13 protein-coding genes are annotated in these 20,420 nt (G+C 65.6%); 11 read left to right on the top strand and 2 right to left on the bottom strand.

What is annotated here, in order from left to right:
- Positions 1-81: 81 nt before the first annotated feature.
- From L5014_RS04590 to L5014_RS04580, 3 genes are read left to right on the top strand one after another with little or no spacing between them, the layout of a single operon-like run.
- A complete protein-coding gene (locus L5014_RS04590) occupies positions 82-2,268 on the top strand; it encodes a CHAT domain-containing protein (RefSeq protein WP_238462384.1) in 2,187 nt (728 codons plus the stop codon).
- 1 nt (position 2,269) lies between these two features.
- Positions 2,270-3,958 carry a ShlB/FhaC/HecB family hemolysin secretion/activation protein gene (locus L5014_RS04585; RefSeq protein ID WP_238462383.1) on the top strand — a complete coding sequence of 563 codons (1,689 nt, stop codon included), beginning with the start codon at positions 2,270-2,272 and terminating at the stop codon, positions 3,956-3,958.
- 20 nt (positions 3,959-3,978) lie between these two features.
- Positions 3,979-8,706 carry a beta strand repeat-containing protein gene (locus L5014_RS04580; protein WP_238462382.1) on the top strand — a complete coding sequence of 1,576 codons (4,728 nt, stop codon included), beginning with the start codon at positions 3,979-3,981 and terminating at the stop codon, positions 8,704-8,706.
- A 672-nt stretch (positions 8,707-9,378) separates the two neighbouring features.
- Here L5014_RS04580 and L5014_RS04575 read toward each other — a convergent pair.
- Together L5014_RS04575 and L5014_RS04570 are read right to left on the bottom strand one after the other, a co-directional pair.
- Positions 9,379-10,134 (bottom strand): PP2C family protein-serine/threonine phosphatase, encoded by a 756-nt coding sequence (locus L5014_RS04575; RefSeq protein WP_238462381.1) that lies wholly within the window; start codon positions 10,132-10,134, stop codon positions 9,379-9,381.
- Positions 10,135-10,168: 34 nt separating this feature from the next.
- Positions 10,169-11,101 (bottom strand): hypothetical protein, encoded by a 933-nt coding sequence (locus L5014_RS04570; RefSeq protein WP_338019262.1) that lies wholly within the window; start codon positions 11,099-11,101, stop codon positions 10,169-10,171.
- Between the two features lie 793 nt (positions 11,102-11,894).
- Between L5014_RS04570 and tssA the strand changes: the two genes are divergently transcribed.
- The 8 genes from tssA (at position 11,895) to tssG (ending at position 20,420) form a co-directional block, all read left to right on the top strand.
- Positions 11,895-12,968, top strand: a complete 1,074-nt coding sequence (gene tssA / locus L5014_RS04565; RefSeq protein ID WP_238462380.1) for a type VI secretion system protein TssA — start codon at positions 11,895-11,897, stop codon at positions 12,966-12,968.
- 110 nt (positions 12,969-13,078) lie between these two features.
- Complete coding sequence (tssB, locus tag L5014_RS04560; protein WP_238462379.1) at positions 13,079-13,579, top strand: type VI secretion system contractile sheath small subunit; 501 nt, start codon at positions 13,079-13,081, stop codon at positions 13,577-13,579.
- A 197-nt stretch (positions 13,580-13,776) separates the two neighbouring features.
- Positions 13,777-15,276, top strand: coding sequence for a type VI secretion system contractile sheath large subunit (gene tssC / locus L5014_RS04555; RefSeq protein ID WP_238462378.1), 1,500 nt, complete (start codon positions 13,777-13,779; stop codon positions 15,274-15,276).
- A 77-nt stretch (positions 15,277-15,353) separates the two neighbouring features.
- The gene (locus L5014_RS04550) at positions 15,354-15,842 is read left to right on the top strand and encodes an Hcp family type VI secretion system effector (RefSeq protein WP_238462377.1); all 489 of its coding nucleotides are present in this window, start codon (positions 15,354-15,356) and stop codon (positions 15,840-15,842) included.
- A gap of 109 nt (positions 15,843-15,951) precedes the next feature.
- Positions 15,952-16,836, top strand: coding sequence for a type VI secretion system accessory protein TagJ (locus L5014_RS04545; RefSeq protein ID WP_238462376.1), 885 nt, complete (start codon positions 15,952-15,954; stop codon positions 16,834-16,836).
- A complete protein-coding gene (gene tssE / locus L5014_RS04540) occupies positions 16,829-17,341 on the top strand; it encodes a type VI secretion system baseplate subunit TssE (protein WP_238462375.1) in 513 nt (170 codons plus the stop codon). Before L5014_RS04545 ends, tssE begins: the two co-directional genes overlap by 8 nt.
- On the top strand, positions 17,338-19,215 hold the full coding sequence (gene tssF, locus L5014_RS04535) for a type VI secretion system baseplate subunit TssF (RefSeq protein WP_238462374.1): 1,878 nt from the start codon (positions 17,338-17,340) through the stop codon (positions 19,213-19,215). The genes tssE and tssF overlap by 4 nt, the downstream gene beginning before the upstream one ends.
- Positions 19,200-20,420 carry a type VI secretion system baseplate subunit TssG gene (gene tssG / locus L5014_RS04530; RefSeq protein WP_238462373.1) on the top strand — a complete coding sequence of 407 codons (1,221 nt, stop codon included), beginning with the start codon at positions 19,200-19,202 and terminating at the stop codon, positions 20,418-20,420. The genes tssF and tssG overlap by 16 nt, the downstream gene beginning before the upstream one ends.

The raw sequence follows: 20,420 nt of genomic DNA, 5'->3' as shown, positions 1-20,420 counted from the left end.
CTATGAATGGCCCGCCGGACTCGCGCCGGCTGCGCGCTCTGGGCCCGGTCGCGTGATGTTTCTTTCCTGCAGGAAAGCGAAGTGAACCAACTCGAACCTCGGTTGGCCCCCGGGCAGGCTGGCGCGCCGCTCGCACGGGCGGCGGCGGCGGCGCTGTGCGCGCTGCTGCTCGGTGTTGCCGCGCCGCGCTGCGCCAATGCGGCGGACGCGCCGGCTGCCGGCCTCGCGCCCGAGTCCCAGGGCTTTCGCGAGGCCGCCGAGCGCGAGCGCGATGCCGAAACGCTCAAATCGCTCACCGACGAAGGGCGTCTGCTGCTCTCGCGCGACCGCGTCGCGCTGCCGGCTTACGACTACTGCAGCATGTCGGTGGCGGCGGCGGAGCGGGGCGACTTCCGCGACAGCATCAACGCGGCGGCGCGCGCGCTCGTGGTGGCCGAGCGCACCGACAACGCCGACCTCGTGGCGCTCTCCAAGCGCGATCTCGCGATTGCCTACAGCTACGCGGGCGACCTCGACGACGCCGAAAAGTACGCACGCGAAGCACTCGCCGCGCACCCCAAGCAGCCCGACCAGGTGTTCGCGCCGGCCAACAAGGTGCTGGGCGACGTGGCCCTGCGCCGCGGCAACGCAGCGGCGGCGCTCGCGGCTTACGACGACGCCTTGCAGACGGCCTCGCCGCGCTTCAAGCCGCTCGTGCTGATGTCGATCACCAACGCGCAGATCGCCGCCGGCGACACGGCCGCCGCGCGCAAGACGCTCGACTCGGCGGGCCCGCCCGCGAGCGCCGAACTCGCGCCCGCCTACGGCCGCATCGAGGGCAAGCTGCTGCTCGCCGAAGGCAAGCCCGCCGACGCGCTCAAGGCCTATCAGGCGCAGCTCGCGGGCGGGGGCACGGGCGAAGCCAGCTACGACAACCTCTGGGTGCACGAAGGCATCGGCCGCGCGTACCTCGCGCTCGGCGACAAGGACCACGCGCGCGAAGCCTGGCTGCACGCCGTGGAGGACTCCGAAAAAATCCGCGCGCGCTTTCGCAGCGACGAGTTCAAGACCGGCCTCTTCGGCGACACGCAGTCGATATTCGAAGAGGCGATCAAGCTGAGCGTCGATGCGGGCGACTACGAGAGCGCGTGGAATCTCTCCGAGCGCAGCCGGGCGCGCGCGCTGCTCGACGTGGTGCGCAACCGCGTCGAAGCAGGCGTGGACGACCAGCAGCTCGTCGGCGCCGTGCCGACGCTCCAGGCGGTGCGCGATGCGCTGCGGCCCAACGAGGCCATCGTCGAATATCACAGCCTGAAGGACACGCTCGTGGTCTGGGTGATCCGCAAGAGCGGTCTCCTGGGTCATACGCTGCCGCTCAAGCGCGCCGACATCGACACCGCCGTGACCGACGTGCGCAACGCCATCGTGCACCGGCGCCAGAGCGCGATCACCTACGGCGACAAGCTCTATGCGCTGCTCATCGCGCCGCTCGCGCTGCAACCCGGCGAGCGGCTCATCATCGTGCCGCACGGCGCGCTGCACTATCTGCCGTTCCAGGCGCTGCACGGCCCCGGCGGCTTTCTGATCGAGCAGCATCCCGTCGCGCTCGAGCCTTCGGCGAGCATCGCCATGCAGCTCGAAACGCGTCGCCAGAAAGTGGCGAGCAGCCTCGTGGCGTTCGGCAATCCGCAGATCGCGCCCGCCTATGCGCTGCCCGGCGCGCAAGCCGAGGTGGAGGGCATCGCGCCGCTCTTCGCGAGCAAGGAACTGTTCCTGCAAAGCGCCGCCACGCGCGTGCAGTTCCGCGAGAGCGCGCCAGCCGGGCGCGTGCTGCACGTCGCCACGCACGCCCAGGCCGACACCATCGACCCGCTGCATTCGCGCATCCTGCTCGCGCCCACCACGCAGCCCGCCGACGGCCCCGACTCGCTGCTCGCGCTCGACGTCTACAACCTCAAGCTCAACAACGTTGCGCTCGTCACGCTCTCGGCCTGCGAGACCGGGCTCGGGCGCATCGCGCGCGGCGACGAAATCCTCGGCTTCACGCGCGCATTTTTCTATGCGGGCGCGACGAGCCTGATCGTGTCGATGTGGCCGGTCGCCGACGAGTCCACCGCCATCACCATGCGCACGTTCTATGCGCAGCTTTCGCAGGGCAGCGAAGCGATCGACGCCATGCGCGCCGCGCAGCTCGCCGTCATGAAGGAGCCGCGCTTCGCCCATCCGTTCTTCTGGGCGCCGTTCGACCTGATGGGCGGCTGGCGTCTTTCCATCGCGCGCGGAACATGACATGAACATAGCAATCCGAACGATTGCCGCGCTCGCTTCGGCGAGCAGCGCGATCGCCTGGGGACAGACGTTGCCCAACGCAGGCAGCATCCTCAACCAGACGCAGCCGCGCGATACGCGTCCCGCGCCTCCGGGCGGCGCGGGCGCCTTGCCCGCCGAGCCGTCGCCGGGCGCGCTGCCCGCGCAGCCGGGCGGGGCGGGGAGGGCGGGCTTCGTGCTCAAGGGCATCGCGCTCAAGGGCAACGACACCATCCCGAGCGCGGAACTGCTCGCGCCCGTGCAGGGCAAGATCGGCAGCGAGGTGAACTTCGCCGACCTCCAGGCGATTGCCGCGCAGATCACGCAGATCTATCGCGCGCGCGGCTACGTGCTCGCCCAAGTGGTGATCCCGCCGCAGGACGTGACCTCGGGCGACGTGACGATGAGCGTGCTCGAAGGGCGCGTGGGGCATGTGCGTCTCGATGTGGCGGCAGGCACGCCGATCAAGGAGTCGCTGCTGCGCGAGCGCGTGGAGCAGATCCCGGTGGGCGCGCCGCTCCAGCAGCAGGTGCTCGAGCGCACCATGCTGCTGCTCTCCGACTTGCCCGGCATCACCGTGACCTCGGCCATCGAGTCGGGCAGCGAGCCCGGCACCGTGGACCTCACGATCAGCGTCGCGCCCGCGAAGCGCTGGACCTTCGCCGTCGATCTCGACAACTACGGTGCCTCCTCGAGCGGCACCTGGCGCCTCGGCGCGCTCGCGCGGCTGAACTCGCCGTTCGGCATCGGCGACAACCTCGACTTGCGCATCCTCGGCTCGGAGCGGCTCGACACCGCGTATGGGCGCGTGGGCTACGAGGCGCCCGTGAACGCCTACGGCACGCGTGTGGGCGTGGCAGTGGCGCGCCTGAACTACACGCTCGGCAAGGAATTTTCCTCGCTCGACGCGACCGGCGACGCCACCGTGGTCGACCTCACGCTCACGCATCCGCTGCTGCGCACGCGCAACCAGAACCTGCTCGCGCGCGCGAACCTCGAGTACCGCGATCTCTCGGACAACATCGGCATCGTCAACGACCACAACCGGCGCTCGATGGCCGAAGGCAGCGTGGGGCTCACCTACGAGAGCCGCGACGCGTTTTTTGGCGGCGGCTTCAACAGTGCCGATATCGAACTGCTGATCGGCAGCCTGCATTTCAAGGACGCTTTGAACCAGGCCATCGACGCATCCAGGTTCGGGCGCAACACTGCGGGCAACGAAGTGCGCGCGACCTTCTTCGCCAACCGCCTGAACGCGGTGACCGAAAAAGTGAGTCTCTTCTTCGGCTTCTCGGGGCAATGGGCGGCCACCACGCTCGACAATTCCTCGCGCTTTCTGCTGGGCGGGCCGCACGCGGTGCGCGCTTATTCGCCCTCCGAAGGACTCGTCGACGAAGGCTTCGTCGCGACCGCCGAAGTGCGCTACGCAGTGACCTCGAAGATCACCGCGTTCACGTTCTTCGACTTCGGCACCGGCTGGTACAACGCGAATCCGCGCCCGAACCAGGGGCCGAACACCATCACGCGCAGCGGCGCGGGCCTGGGCGCCTACCTCGCGCTCCCATATGGATTCGCATGGCAGGGCACCGTGGCGTGGCGCACGACCTCGCCCGACACGACCGGCAACGACAAACTGCCGACGTTCTACATGCAGTTGAGCAAGACGTTTTGAGCTTGCAGGCGAGGTGTGCGATGAACGAACGTAGCGGCATCGTGGCGGCGCTGTTCGGCGCCACCTGGGCGACCTCGGCGCTGGCCAACCCCACGGGCGCGCAGGTGGTGGCGGGCGGCGTGACCGTGAGTTCGCCCAGCGCCTCGCAGATGAACATCACGCAGAGCACACCGAACGCGATCGTAAACTGGAACACGTTCTCGATTGGCGCGGGCGAGGCCGTGAATATCGCGCAGCCATCGGTTTCATCGGCGCTGCTCAACCGCGTGGTGGGCAACGACCCGAGCAGCATTGCCGGACGCTTGAGCGCGAACGGCCGCGTCTTTCTCGTCAATCCGGCGGGCGTGATCTTCGCGCCGGGGTCTTCGGTGAACGTGGGCTCGCTCGTGGCGTCCACGCTCGGCATTTCGAACGCGGACTTCCTGGCGGGCAATTTCCATTTCGTCGGCAATGCGCCGGGTGCGGTGGTCAACGCCGGGTCGATCACGGCGGCGGACGGCGGCACCATTGCGCTGCTCGGCGGCTCGGTCACCAATAGCGGCACAGTGGCCGCGAAACTCGGCACCGTGGCGATGGGCGCGGGCAGCGACGTCACGCTCGACTTCGCGGGCGACGGGCTCACCACACTGAAGATCAACTCGGGCGCGGCCAACGCGTACCTCGGCAACACGGGCACACTTGCCGCCGACGGCGGCACCGTGGTGATGAGCGCGCAGACCGCCGACGCGCTGGCGGGCACGATCATCAACCAGCAAGGCATCGTGCGCGCGCAAAGTCTTGCCGAGCGCAACGGCCATATCGTGCTGGACGGCGGCACGAGCGGCGAGACCTATGTCTCGGGCACGCTCGACGCCTCGGGCGGCGCGGGCCTCACGGGCGGGCAGGTGGACGTGACGGGCTACAACGTGGGCTTGCTCGCGGGCGCGAATGTGAACGCGAGCGGCGCGGCCGGTGGCGGGAGCGTGCGCTTTGGCGGCGGCGCGGCGGGCGCGGACCCGACGATTCGCAATGCCAACGCAATGTGGATGGATCAGAACGCGCAGATTCATGCGGATGCGCTCACCAACGGCAACGGTGGGCATATCGTGGCGTATGGGACCACGGCCGCGCGGCTGTATGGCGTGCTGACCGCGCGCGGCGGCGCGCAGGGCGGCGATGGCGGGTTGATCGAGACCTCGGGTCATTACGTTGACGTTGCGGGCGCAACGATCGATGCATCGGCGCCGCATGGGCAAGGCGGCACGTGGACGATGGACCCCTATGCCGTCGATATTGTGCCGGACTGTGTGGATTGCAGCCCGGTTACGCCGACCTCGCCGGATTTCAGTTCGAGCGGCCCGACGTCCCAGATCTACGTTTCGGAGCTAACGGGCTTTCTCAACAATGGCACCTCGGTGACGGTCTCGGCCAACGCGTCGTCGTTATACGGCGCGGGCGACATCGATGTGCAGACGCCGATCCTGAAGACCGGCGGCGCCGGCGCCACGCTCGCGCTCAATGCCTCGGGCGGGATCTCGATCGGCTACGGCATTATTTCGACTTCAGGACCGCTCAATCTCGTGCTCGATGCGAACGTGGGCGGCACTTCACCCACGAGCAGCGTGCAGATCTCGGCCGTGACGATCGCCACGAACGGCGGCGCGTTGACGATTGGCGACGCGGGACTCGCGCGCGTCGATATCGAGCAGTCGGCGATCACCACGGGCGGCGGCGCCGTGAAGATCTCGGGGACGAACCCGTTCGGCGACGGTGTCACCATCGGCTACAGCACGATCGATTCGGCCGCCGGCAACGTGACGATCGCAGGCACCTCGCTCTACGCCGGCAACGGCGTCAGCTTGAACCAGAGTTCGATTGGGACGACGAGTGGCACGGTCCAGTTGACCGGGATCGGCGACGCCACTTTGGTGAGTTCGTCGTCCACCTATAGCGGTGTATCCATCTCGGGCATGGGCTCGGGCAACACGCCCGCCATCGACGTCACGGGCAGCGGCGCGGTGACGCTCACGGGCACGATGCAAAACGGGCCGGGGAGCGGGGTCAAGCTCTCGAATACGTCGATTGCCGCGAACGGCGGCGCGATTGGCATCAACGGCACGGCGAGCAACAGCGTGGGGTTTGCGTATGTCTATGGCGTGTCGATCAACTCGGCGACGCTCAATGGCGCGGGCGGGATTCAGATAAGCGGCACGGCGACATCGAACTATGGCGGGTCTGGCTTCACGATGTCGGGCGGCACCCTGAGCACGAGCGGCGGCAATGGGGCGATCGGCATCACGGGCACGACGACGAGTTCCTATGGAACCGGCGTCAATATCACGGCGTCGAATCTGACGACGACGGGCGGCGCGCTCACGCTGACGGGCACCGCGAATGTCAACACGAGCGGGTACGGCGTTGGGCTATCGAACACACTGGTCAGCACCGGGGCCGGCAGCGTGCAGATGATCGGGATAACGAACGATGTGCCGGGCCAGACCTATACGGATGGCTATGGCCTCCTGACTCTGGGCAGCTCGATCCAGACCACCAGCGGCAATGTGACGTTGAGCGGCACGACGACTGGCGCAACCGGCCTGGCATACGGCACGCTTCTGAGCGGCGGCTATACCGCGAGCGGCAGCACCACGGCGCAGCCCTCGATCCAGACCGGCAGCGGCGCGATTGCGATCAACGGCAGCGTTCCCGCTACGCGCTTCGGCAGCATCGGTGTCGATCTCGTCAGCACGGATATCGCTTCGACCAGCGGCACGATCGCGCTTATTGGCCTCACCACGGGCCTCACCACCGGCCTCACCACGGGCACGCCCACAGTCGGCCTCTCGTCGACCGGCGTGGTGCTCGGCACCGCGAGTTCGGATTCCAGTTCCGTCGGACTGGTGAGCATCTCGACGCCGCCTCCCGTCAACATCACCACCGGCAGCGGCACGCTCTCGATCCACGGCGGCGGCTCGGGCTCCAACGCGCAGGGCGTGCTGATCGCGGACGGCGCGCAGATCGTCTCGAACGGCGGCGGCGCCATCGACATCCGCGGCGTGGTGACGAGCCCCACGACCAGCGCGAGCGGCGGCAACATCCAGTATGACTACGGCACGCTCGTCTACAACGGCACGATCGCGGCCACGGCGCCCAACACCACGATTTCGATCGCGGGCTCGACCAATACCGCCGACGCGGGCTTGGCCTTTGGCGCCGTGCCGGTATCGAGCAATTTTTTCTACACATCGGGCCCCGTGCAGGTGAACGCCGGCCCCAACGGCACGGTCGCGCTGCGCGCTGCCAACGACGGCACCACGACGAGTTTCGCGGACAAGGGCGCCACCATCGCATCCTCAGGCGGCACGCTCGCGCTCATGCCCGCGAGCGTCAACCCGACGACCTTCGCCTTCACCGCGGAAGACGGCATACCGATCACGCTGTTCGGCACCGGCGCGGCGGGCTTGAGCATCGACGCGGCCACCTATGCGCTGTTCTCCGGCTTCTCGACGCTCATGCTGGGATCGAGCACGCAGACGGGCCTCATCACCGTGAGCGGCCTATGCCCCTCGCAAGGCCCTTGCACATCGCTCTCCAAGCCCACCGTGAACCAGAGCCTCACGCTGATGAACACCGGCAGCGTCAGCCAGGGCATTCAACTGCTTTACGGCATCTCGCTCGGCAGCAATACGCTCACGCTTGCCTCGGCGGGCGCGGTCACGGACCCGGGCGGCATCCAGACGGCGGGGCTGCTGCTGGTAGGGCCGGGGACCTTCACGCTCAACGATCCCGAGAACGCCGTGGGCGTGCTTGCGATGCTCAACGCCGGCAACGTGAATTTCCTGAATTCGACGAGCTTCGTGATCGGACCGATCGTGAGCCGTTCATTCGACGCGGCATCGAACACGGCCACGACCATCGACGCGACCAACTCGAGCCTCACCGGCAACCTGCTCGCACAGGCCGCGACGGGAGGCATTGGGCTTGGCGGCGGCATGGCCTCGCCGAACGGCCCGACGGGTGGCAAGGACACGAACCTGAGTTCGGGCGGCACGATCGACCTCGTGATGGAGAACGGCGTCTTCACCGCCAACGGCACCGGCAGCGTGAGCGCGACCAACGGCTGGCGCATCTGGGCCTCGACATGGATTGGCGAGACACGCGGCAACGTGCAGCCCAACACCGCGCAACCGAACTTCTACGGTTGTACCTTTGGTGCGGGATGTAGCTGGGGCGGCGTCGTGCCGCTCACGGGCGATCACTTCGTGTACGTTGCGCGGCCCACGGTAATCGTCACCGCGAACGGAGCAACAAAGATCTACGGCGCGCCGAATCCGAACTTTGGTTACAGCACGACGGGTCTCGTTAATGGCGACACGACTTCCTCGCTAAGCGGCGCGCTTTCGACCAGCGCGACCAGTGGTTCGCTGCCGGGGCAATATGCGATCGATCCGGCGTTTCTCTCGAGTGTGGGTTATATCGTGCAGAATGCGCCAGGCGCGCTGAATGTGACGCTGCCGTATGCACTCGATATGCCGCTGGCGGTGAGTGCGATGCAGTCGTTCTTTGGTATGAGCGAGAAGACGTTCGTTTATGAGAATAATCTGCAGGGTACGAATATTTGTGTTGGGTCGAATCAGCCGCTGTTTACGGCTGCGCCGCCTGGTAGTGGGCAGGATTTGCTCGCGGTCGAGTGGAAGCGCGTGCGTTCGCAGCCTAATCTGAATAGCTGCTTGCTGTTGAATGGGCAGCATGGGTGTGGGGATTTTTAGGGTTTCTGTTTGTTTTTTGGGCTCTTTCGCGTTTCCTTGTGTTCGTGTCGGTCTATTAGCGTTGCCCCTGTGCGGGGCGGCACCTACTTTTCTTTGCAGCGGCAAAGAAAAGTAGGCAAAAGAAAGCCGCTCAAACCGCTAGTGTGACGCAGTACACCACTTGCCCATTATCGGAGCGGTTCCGGAGCGTCTGCCACCACGCGCCGTACAACAGAGTGACTAAGGGCTCATTCCTCCGGCGGCGCTTCGCGCGCCGTGGGGCATAATCCAAAACCATCGGAATGCATGTGACTCGATGCAGTGCATGCATATTCGAATGCCGGTGCAGTACATGTGGTTTCCCTTGCATACCCGACCGCTGCGCGCGTAGCGAGCAGCGGGATGTGCGGGCCCTTTGTCACTATGTTTGAAGGTGCGAGGTGACGGATGCCCCGGAACCGCTCCGATGGTGGGCAAGTGGTGTACTGCGTCACACTAGCGGTTTGAGCCGCTTTCTTTTGCCTACTTTTCTTTGCGGCTGCAAAGAAAAGTAGGTGCCGCCCCGCACAGGGGCAACGCTGGCAGACCGACACGAAAGCAAGGAAACGCGAAGAAAACGCGAAAGCGAGGAAACCCGAAAGCAAGAAAACCCGAAAAGAAGGCCCGCCCGACCCTCAGGGCGCCTCGAACGCATCATCCTACCCCGACCCAAACCGCACTCGCACTAAAGTTATCGTTCCCAGCTCTAGCATGAGCCCGAACATACGCGGCCAGCGCCTCCAGCCACGCACGCGGGCTCGCGGCCTGCGCGAGCGTCTCGATCATCGTTGCTTCCTCAACATATTCCCAGAACCCATCGGTGCAAATCAGAAATGCATCGCGCCCGCGCAACTCGAACGTGCCAGGCAGTGCCGCAATACTCAGCCCCTCCAGCGCGCCAAGCGCGGAAAACAGCACATTGCGACGCGGATGATGACGCGCCGCTTCGGCGCTAATGAGCCGCGCATCCACCATGTCCTGCACCATGCTGTGGTCACGCGTCTGCGCAATAATCCTGCCCGCACGAAAGCAATAAAGCCGCGTATCGCCGCAATGCGCCCACGCGGCGGTGCGCCGCTCCCGGTCGATTGCCAGCAGCGTGGCAGTAGAGCGCATGTCTCGCAATGCAGGGCCGCCATGCGATTGCTCTTCCACGATATTGGCATTCGCATGCGCCAGCGCATTAGCAAGACGCTCGCCCGTGGGCGGCAGTTCGGCAAGCGTGAGATAGCGCAGATCGGCAAGCACCGTGTCGACCACGATGGCCGATGCCGTGTCGCCGCCGCCGTGTCCGCCCGCGCCATCGGCGATCACGCAGTAGAAGAGTCGCTCGCTCGACCAGTCGCCAAGCGAGTCTTCGTTGCGCTGCCGCCCGCCGGGATCGGTCAGGCTTGCGAAGGCCAGTTGCACGCGCGCTCCCGTCTCGTTGCGGGCTTCCCCATGGTCACTCGTGAATTTCGTGATCGCGATGGTGCGACCCGTGCGACCCGTGCACGACATGCGCCACACGAGGCTTCGGCGGCTCGGGCGCGACGCGTGCGCCGTGCTCGTGTTCGTGCGAGTGTTCGTGTGGATGCGCGCGCTGAACACCCGGCGCGCCGTGCACCACCTGCGACTGCTCCGCGAGGATGCCGAGCACGGCGAGCAGCGCGATGCGGTTTTCGACGGCGATCTCGATACCCAGCGTCTCTTCGATCCAGTTGCCGATGCCGGTGCGCGCGAAGTCGGCGGGCATCGCTCCTTTGCGCAAGGTGACGCCCAGTTTGCGCGCGCGATGGTGATAGGACGCGATGCCGTAGCGCGCGGCAATTTGTGCAAGTCCGCCTTTCTCGGCCGAGAGCCAGCCGAGCGTCCCGGCGAGCAGCAGCCGCGCGGCTTCGTCGAGACCGGCGATGAAGCGCGCGGCGGACGCGCGCACGCTGTCTTCGTTGAGGCCGTATTGAAACAGTGCGGCACCCACCGGGTCGGCGTGCATCGTGCTGTGTTGATCGAGTTCGGCCAGCACCTCGTTTTCGTCGATCGAGACGTTGCGCCGGTGGCTCGCGCTGCGCAGGCAGTCAATCAGATAGCGGCGGAAATAGCTGCATACCGCATGGCTATTCGAGGGCGCACTATGTGCAGGAAAACTCATCAATTCGGCTGAAGGGGTCTCGAGACGGAAGACCTTGCTGAAGAGGAACTGCGAGATGAGTTCTTCCTTGTCTTCGGCCAGCGCCTGGAGTTCGAACGGGTGATAGCCAGTGAGCGCGCGCCGCACGATGGTGTAGAGCGAAGCCATTTCGGCATGGTTCAGAGCAGTGCGCCGCTGCCAGAGGTCGGGCAGTGTGCATGGACTCTCCAGGCCCTCCATGAGCGCTGCGCTTTCGATGTTCGACACGTTGTTCCCTCGTATCGCGTTTTTAGGCCGGCTTCGCGTGATGCTCGCGCAGCTTGCATGAATCGTTGGATTGGCCGTGCAGCTTTCATGTCGAGTCTATTAGCTGGCTGGGCGTCTGACAAGCGTGAAAATCGGCGGTGATGGGTTTTAAAACATCTAGCTTCAACCGAAATAAAAATGCTTAAAGAGACGAGCCATGGGTTTATGTGATTGACATAAAGAATTCAGATTCACGGTCTATAAAAAGTTATCTGCGTTATCGAACATCGCAAAGGAGAAAGGACGATCGTTCGGTAGGCAAGGTTAGCGAACTTCACCTGTTTGCGGCGCTGCGAAACCAGGACGGATCGTCACTTTTTTAGCCATCCTGCATGATGGTTAACCCCTGGAAAACAAGGGCTAAAACGCTTGGTGTGGGAGCGATTCCACTGTGCGACAATGCGTGCCGATATCATGCGTGAGCAGGCAGGAAAAGGCCGGGCGCGCGGGTGCGAAAGTTTCCTGAATGACAGCATGGAACTTGAAAGACATGTAAATTAAATGCGTGTCGAATTTATGAAAAAACGGGCACATCGTTTGCACTGCGGTACGCTTTTATTTTGCAGTCGTCGTGCTATTCTGTTAGCGGATCGTTAAGCCGCGAGACCGCCCGTGCTGACGAATTGGGTTCGGCTGAGCAAGGAATTATCAGAAAGAGGGGCTCAGACTTCACACCACGAAAACGGCTATCCGCTTTAATGCGCTTGCCTGGGCAATACCCAGAACATAACCGATTCCACACGGATCACGGACCATGGCCATGCTAGATGCCGGGGCGCTGCTCGCGGAGCTTTCGTCCGAGCTGCCCTGCGGGGAAGACGTCGAATACGACCCGGCGTTCCTCGAGCTCGAGCGCGTCGTGCACGGCAAGCCCGACGCGCAGTATGGCAATACCGTGGTCGAAGCCGTGCCGCCCGACTGGAAAGAGGCGCAAGGGCTCGCGCTTTCCCTGTTCGAGAAAAGCCGCGATTTGCGCGTGGCCGCGCATCTCGCGCGCGCGCTGCTCAACCGCGCTGGCTTCGGCGGTTTTAGCGAAGGCCTCGACCTGATCGCCTGCCTGCTCGAGCAGCGTTGGGCGCATCTCTATCCGCAACTCGATCCCGACGACGATAACGACCCCACCGCGCGCGTGAACGCGCTCGCGGGTCTCGTCGACGCCGCCACCACGCTCACTGAAGTGCGCGAAGCGCCGCTCGCCATTTCGCGGGCGCACGGCGAGGTGACGTTGCGCGACGTCGAATACGCGACTGGCGAGATTGCGGTGCCGGCCGGCGTGAGCGCGCCCTCGCTCAGTTCGATCGACCTCGCGATCGGCGATGCCGGACAGAGTGCGCGGGAGTCGCTCGCCGCTTTGCGGCACACGGTGCAAGCCGCGATGCGCATCGAGACGGTGCTCATGAGCAATGTGGGCGCGGCGCGCGCAATCGATCTGGATCCGCTCACGCGGCTCTTGCGCCACGCCGCGGCGTTTCTGGGCGAGCGTGTGGCCGACGAGCCCGCGCCGTCGCCGGTAGCGGACGAGGCGGCGGGACATGCAGCAGAAAATGCAGCAGCAAATGCAGCAGCAAATGCAGCAGAAGGCGCCGCGACAACGCCTGCCGCGCCCGCGCGGCCGCCGGACGAGATCGCCACCCGCGAGGATGTGCTGCGCACGCTCGACCGCCTGTGCAAGTACTACGAAACGTATGAGCCGGGGAGTCCGGTGCCCATGCTGCTCAAGCGGGCGCGCCGCCTCGTCGACAAGAGTTTCATGGAGATTCTGGAGGACCTCGCGCCCGATGGGCTCGCGCAGGCGCGCAACATCGGCGGCGTCCAGAACGAGGAATGAAGGCTTGTTATTAGCGTGAACAGGCCCTGGCGTGAGCGGGCCCTGGCATGGTTCAGCAACGCCGCCACACGGCGCACCGCGCCGCCGCGGCATCGACGAGGGGAAAGGCCGTGGCTAAAGAAAGCAGCCAGAAGTTCATCGCGCGCAACCGGGCGCCGCGCGTGCAGATCGAGTACGACGTAGAGGTGTACGGCTCGGAGAAGAAGGTGAACTTGCCGTTCGTGATGGGCGTCATGGCCGATCTGTCCGGGCAGCCCGCCGAGCCGCTCGCACCGGTGGCCGACCGCAAGTTTCTCGAGATCGACGTCGACAATTTCGACGAGCGCCTGAAATCGATGAAGCCGCGCGTGGCCGTGCAGGTGCCCAACATGCTCACGGGCGAGGGCAATCTCGCGGTGGAGATGACCTTCGAAAGCATGGACGACTTCTCGCCGGCCGCCGTCGCGCGCAAGGTGGATTCGCTCGCGAAGCTGCTGGAGGCGCGCGGTCAGTTGCAGAACCTCTTGACCTATATGGACGGCAAGACGGGCGCCGAAGATCTGATCCAGAAACTGTTGAGCGATCCGGCGCTGTTGCAGGCGCTGGCGTCCGCGCCGAAGCCGCAGGAATGACCGGGCGCGTTCGTCCATTCGTTCGTCCGTTCATCCGTTCGTCCGTTCGTCCGTTCGTCCGTTCGTCCGTTCGTCCGTTCGTCCGTTCGTCCGTTCGTCCGTTCGTCCGTTCGTCCGTTCGTCCGTTCGTCCGTTCGTCCGTTCGTCCGTTCGTCCGTTAACCATCTAGTTAGTCATCCATCGAGGGGGAGTCTGACATGGCCGAACCCAGCACCCAGCAGCAGGAAGCCCGGCAGGGCGGCGAAGCACTCGAAGCCAGCGAGTTCGCGAGCCTGCTGGAAAAGGAATTCAAGCCGCGCAGCGACAAGGCGAAGGAGGCCGTCGAGACGGCCGTGCGCACGCTGGCCGAGCAGGCGTTGCGCGATACCAACGTGGTGTCGGGCGACGTGCTCGCGACCATCGAGTCGCTGATCGCGCAGATCGACCAGAAGCTCACCGACCAGGTGAATCTGATCATCCATACCGAGGCGTTCCAGAAGGTGGAGAGCGCGTGGCGCGGTTTGCACTATCTGGTGAACAACACCGAGACCGACGAGACGCTCAAGATTCGCGTCATGAATATCTCGAAGAGCGATCTGCACAAGACGCTCAAGAAGTACAAGGGCACGGCGTGGGACCAGAGCCCGTTCTTCAAGAAACTCTATGAAGAAGAGTACGGCCAGTTCGGCGGCGAGCCTTACGGCGCGCTGGTGGCCGACTATTACTTCGACAACAGCGGCCCCGACGTCGACCTGCTCACGCAGGTTGCCAAGATTGCAGCCGCCTCGCACGCGCCCTTCATCACGGGCGCCGATCCATCGGTCATGCTGATGGACTCGTGGCAGGAGCTGGCCAATCCGCGCGACCTCACGAAAATCTTCCAGACGCCCGAGCACGCTGCCTGGCGCTCGCTGCGCGAATCGGAAGACTCGCGCTATATCGGCCTTGCCATGCCGCGCTTTCTTGCGCGCGCGCCGTATGGCGCGAAGACCAACCCGGTCGACGAGTTCGCCTTCGAAGAAGACACCGCGGGCGCGGACAGCAAGAAGTACGCGTGGGCCAACGCGGCCTATGCCATGGCCACCAACATCAACCGCTCGTTCAAGCAATACGGCTGGTGCTCGCGCATTCGCGGCATCGAATCGGGCGGCGCGGTCGAGAACCTGCCGGTGCATTCGTTCCCCACCGACGACGGCGGCGTGGACATGAAGTGCCCGACCGAGATCGCCATCAGCGACCGCCGCGAGGCCGAACTCGCGAAGAACGGTTTCATGCCGCTCGTGCACAAGAAGAACTCCGACTTCGCGGCGTTCATTGGCGCGCAATCGCTGCACAAGCCCGCCGAATACGAAGACCCCGACGCCACCGCGAACGCGAATCTCGCCGCGCGCCTGCCGTATCTGTTCGCGTGCAGCCGCTTCGCGCATTACCTCAAGTGCATCGTGCGCGACAAGATTGGCAGCTTCAAGGAGAAAGACGACATGCAGCGCTGGCTGCAGAACTGGATTTTGCAATACGTGGACGGCGACCCCGCGCATTCGAGCGAGGAGACGAAGTCGCGCCGCCCGCTTGCCGCAGCCGAAGTCGTGATCGAGGAAGTCGAGGGCAATCCGGGCTATTACACGTCCAAGTTCTTCCTGCGTCCGCATTACCAGCTCGAGGGCCTGACGGTTTCGTTGCGGCTGGTGTCCAAGTTGCCGTCCGCAAAGGCGGCGTAACGTGAGCTCATGCAAACCCACGCGTACCGGCGCGCATCCACGCGAACTGACGCGAACCTTCTAAGTGGAGAACAGACATGGCCGTTGATATTTTCATCAAGATCGGCGACGTGAAGGGCGAGTCGCAGGACAATACGCACAAGGAAGACATCGATGTGCTGGCATGGAGCTGGGGCCTGTCGCAGAGCGGCACGATGCACCTGGGCACGGGCGGCGGCGCGGGCAAGGTGAACGTGCAGGATCTGTCGTTCACGAAGTATCTCGACAAGGCCACGCCGGTGCTGATGGGCGCATGCGCGAACGGCAGCCATTACCCGACCGCGGTTCTCACGGTGCGCAAGGCCGGCGGCAAGAATCCGCTCGAGTACTTCAAGATTACCTTCACGAAGGTGCTGATTTCGTCGATCAGCGAAGGCGGCTCGGGCGGCGAGGACCGGTTCACGGAGAATGTCACGCTCAACTTCGAGAAGTACCACGTGGAGTATCAGCCGCAAAGCGCCACGGGCGAGAAGGAAGGCGGCGTGGTCGAGACCAAGTGGGACATCGCGAAGAACGTCGCGGAGTAAGCAGTCAGCGGCGGCGTGCGCGCGGGGGAGCGTGCATGCCGCCCGGCAGGTTCAAGCCGATGTTCGACATGATCGACGCCCGTAGTCTGGCTTGACGGAGCAAATCACAATGACCGCAGAAGAGAGTTTGCGCGCCGGCGACCTCGACGCGTGCCTGAAGCAGTTGCAGAACCAGGTGCGCAACGATCCGGCCAACGCGTCATATCGCGTGTTCCTGTTTCAGTTGCTGGCCGTGCAGGGCGCGTGGGAGCGCGCGCTCACGCAGCTCAACGTGGTGGGAGACCTCGACGCCGCCGCGCTGCCGATGGTGCAGCTCTATCGCGACGCGCTCCAATGCGAGGCGCTGCGCGAGGACGTATTCGCGGGGCGGCGCGCGCCGCTCATCTTCGGCGAGCCGACCGCATGGCTCGCACTCCTGATCGAAGCGCTGCGCCTCGATGGCGCGGGCGACTTCAAGGCGGCCGCCGCATGTCGCGCCAATGCGCTGGAGACGGCGCGTCCCACGGCGGGCACGCTCAACAACGAGCCGTTCGCGTGGCTTGCCGACGCCGACGCGCGTCTGGGCCCCACGCTCGAAGTGATCCTCAATGGCCGCTATTACTGGGTGCCGTTCGAGCGCATCCACCGCATCGAACTCGAGGCGCCGGGCGATCTGCGCGATCGCGTGTGGATGCCGGCCGTGTTCACGTGGGCCAACGAGGGCCAGGCGGCGGGGCTCATTCCGGTGCGCTATCCCGGCACGCTGGCCGCCAATGCCGCCGACGCAGCCAGAGGCAGAACCGATAACGCGCTGGCGCTCGCGCGCGCGACTGAATGGGTGGAAGGGGGGATCGAAGCGGGGGCCGGCGAATTCGACGAGGCGCGCCCGCTCGGGCAGCGCATGTTCACGACCGACGAGAACGACTACGCGCTCTTCGACGTGCGCACGCTCGTGCTCGATGCAGTGGCGTGCACGGGCGAAGTGACGCCAGAGCGTGCGCAAGACCATGACTGAGCCGACGGGCCGCGACCGGTTGCAGCCCGCGCTGCTCGACCGCCTCACCGATTTCGAGCCCGGCGCCAAGGTCGAGAGCCGCGAGCGCCGCGTGCTGTCGATGCGCGCGCTGCGCATGGCCGTGCAGCGCGATCTCGCGTGGCTGCTCAATGCCAGCGGTCTGGGCAGCGTGCAGGACCTCTCGGCATGGCCGCTCGTCGAGCGCTCGGTGCTCAACTACGGCTTCCCCGATATGGCGGGCAAGACGGCATCGGGCATGAACCTCGCGCGCCTCGAGCGGCAGATACGCGATGTGATTGTGGCGTTCGAGCCGCGCATCCTGCGCGATACCGTGAAGGTGACGGCGGTGTTGCAAGAGGAGACGACGGGGCAGCACAACACGGTCGCGTTCACGATCGAAGGGGACCTGTGGGCCCATCCGTATCCGGAGCGGCTCTACTTTCGCACCGAACTCGATCTCGAAGGCGGCGAGGTGCGCGTGATCGACCAGGGCGCGGGACGATGAATCCCGACCTGATCCGCTATTACAACCAGGAGCTCGCGCATTTGCGCGAGATTGGCAGCGAATTCGCGCGCGAGTTTCCGAAGGTGGCAGCACGCCTCGGCCTCGAAGGGCTCGATTGCGCCGATCCCTATGTCGAGCGCCTGCTCGAAGGCTTCAGTTTTCTCGCGGCGCGCGTGCAGTTGAAAATCGACGCCGAGTTTCCGCGCTTCACGCAGCACCTCACGGAGCTGGTCTATCCGCATTACCTCGCGCCCACGCCATCCATGGCGGTGGTGCGCATGCAGCCCGATCTCGCGCATCCGGCGCTCGCGGCCGGCGTGAGCGTGCCGCGCGGCAGCGCGCTGCACGCCGTGCTCGACAAGAGCGGCTCGACGCGCTGCGAATACCGCACGGCGCACGCGCTCACGCTCTGGCCCGTGGAGATCGCGGAGGCGAAGTTCTTCACGCATACCGGCGCGCTGGGCGGCGCGGACATGGCGCTGCCGCCCGGCGTGAAGGCCGGCGTGCGCCTGCGTCTGCGCACCACGGGCGGCGTGAAATTCAGTCAGCTCGCGCTCGATACGCTCACGCTCTATTTGCGCGGCGCGGATTCGCTGCCCGCGCGGCTTTACGAGCGCCTGCTCGCCTCTGCGGTGGGCGTGGCGGTGCTGCCGGTCGCGCGGCCCGCGACGTGGCACCGGCTCTTGCCGAAGAGCGCGGTCAAGCCGGTCGGCTTCGACGACGAGGACGCGCTTCTGCCCGTGAGCGGCCAGTCGTTTCAGGGCTTTCGCCTGTTGCAGGAGTACTTCGCGTTTGCCCAGCGCTTTCTGTTTGTTGCCATCGACGGCTTGCAGGGCGCGCTGCGCGCATGCGCCGAAAACGAAGTGGAAGTGATCGTGCTGCTCGATCGCGCAGACGCGCTGCTCGAACAGACGCTCGATGCGAGCCATTTCGCGCTGCACTGCACACCGGCGATCAATCTGTTTGCGCGCCGCGCCGACCGCATCGCGTTCGATCCCACGCAGTTCGAATATCAGGTGATGGCGGACCGCACACGCCCGCTCGACTTCGAGATCTACCGCATCGAGGAAGTCACGGGTCATGGCGCGGGCTCGAACGACGAGCAGCGCTTCGAGCCGTTCTATCATGCGCGCGATCTCTCGGCGGGCGAGCAGGCGAGCGCGTACTACCAGGTGCGCCGCGAGCGGCGGCTGCAGTCCTCGCGCGCGCGCGAGCGCGGCCAGCGCACGAGCTACCTGGGCAGCGAAACCTTCATCGCGCTCGTCGATGCGGCCAACGCGCCGTATCGCGCGGATCTGCGGCAACTCGGCCTCAAGGTGCTCTGCACCAACCGCGACTTGCCGCTCACGCTTTCCACGGGCACCGGCGCGTCGGATTTCACGCTGGGCGTGGAAGCACCCGTGGAGAGCGTGCGCTGCGTGAGCGGGCCGAGCCAGCCGCTGCCGTCGTTCGCGCACGGCGCGGTGGCATGGCGGCTCTTGAGCCATCTTTCGTTGAACTACGAATCGCTGCTCGACACGGATGCGTCCACGGGCGCGCGAGCGTTGCGCGATCTGCTGAGCCTCTATTGCCCCGTCGACGATCCGGCCGCGCAGCGCCAGATAGAGGGCGTGCGCTCGGTCGAGGCGAAGCCCGTCACGCGACGGCTGCCGGTGCCGGGGCCGATCGTGTTCGGGCGCGGCCAGCAGGTGAGCGTGACGTTCGACGAGACGGCCTTCGAAGGCTCGGGGGCGTTCGTGCTGGGGGCGGTGCTGGCGCGGTATTTTTCACTGTACGTCTCGATGAATTCGTTCACCGAGACCGTGGTGCGCACCACGGCGCGCGGCGAGATCATGCGCTGGCCAGCGAGGGCGGGACAATGCGTGACGCTCTGACCGTGCTGCGGCTGCTCGAAGACGAGGCGTACCGCTTCGATTTTTTTCAGGCGGTGCGCCTGATCGAAAACGCGTGGCCCGAGCGGCCGCGCGTGGGCGAGTCGCTGCGCCCGCGCGACGATGCCGTGCGCTTCACGCAGCGGCCCGAACTCGTGTTCCATCCCACCACGCTGGCCGGATTCTCGCAGCACGGTCATGGTGAGGGGAGCATGGCGCCGCGCCTCGCCGTGAACTTCTTCGGCCTGCTCGGGCCGCATGGCGCGCTGCCCACGCATCTGACCGAATATATCCGCGACCGCGAGCGCAATGCGGACGACCCCACGTTCGCGCGCTTTCTGGACCTGTTCCAGCATCGCATGACGAGCCTCTTCTACCGGGCGTGGGCCAACGCGCAGCCTGCGGTGAGCCTGGAGCGGCCGGGGCGCGACCGCTTCGCGATGTACGTGGGCGCGACGTTCGGCATGGGCGAGCCCGCGCTGCGCGAGCGCGACGCCGTGCCCGATTTCGCGAAGCTGCATTTCGCGGGGCTGCTCGGTGCGCGCACGCGCCCGGCTGCGGGACTCGCGCTGATCCTCGCGCGCTTTTTCCGGCTGCCCGTGTCGATCGAGCAGTGGGTGGGCCACTGGATGCCGCTGCCCGCCGAGACGCGCACGCGCATGGGCCTGCGCGACGGCTCCTCGGCGCTGGGCGTTTCCACGCTGCTCGGTGCGCGCGTGTGGGACTGCCAGCACAAGTTTCGCATCGTGATCGGCCCGCTTTCCATGGACGATTACGAACGCTTCCTGCCTGGCGGCGAGAGTCTCGAGCGGCTCGCCGACTGGGTGCGCAACTACGTGCGCGATGGCCTCGACTGGGACGTGAACCTGCAACTGCGCGAGGCCGACGTGCCGCGCCTGAAGCTCGGCCGGCATGCGCGGCTCGGGCTCACGAGCTGGGTGTTGAGCGGCGCGGCTAACGGCGATCAGCGTCAGTTGAAGCTCAATCCCGCGAGCGGGGCCGCTTTGCGCACGCGGCACGGCGCGGAGCATGAAGGAGCGCAGGCTGGGGCACAAGCAGGGGCACAAGCAGGGGCAGAGGCTGGGGCAGAAGCAGGCACCCATGCAGACGCCGGCGAAGGCGCCGATGCAGGAACACGCAGGCAGGAACGAGAAAACGCGCAACGAGCGACAGAGCAAGCGGCGCTCGACATTCACCCGGGAGAATGA

It is taken from the genome of Paraburkholderia tagetis (assembly GCF_022213065.1).
GTDB classification, from domain to species: Bacteria; Pseudomonadota; Gammaproteobacteria; order Burkholderiales; family Burkholderiaceae; genus Paraburkholderia; species Paraburkholderia tagetis.
The sequence above is the reverse complement of the archived record's forward strand: the minus strand, read 5'-3'. Positions and strand labels throughout refer to the sequence as shown.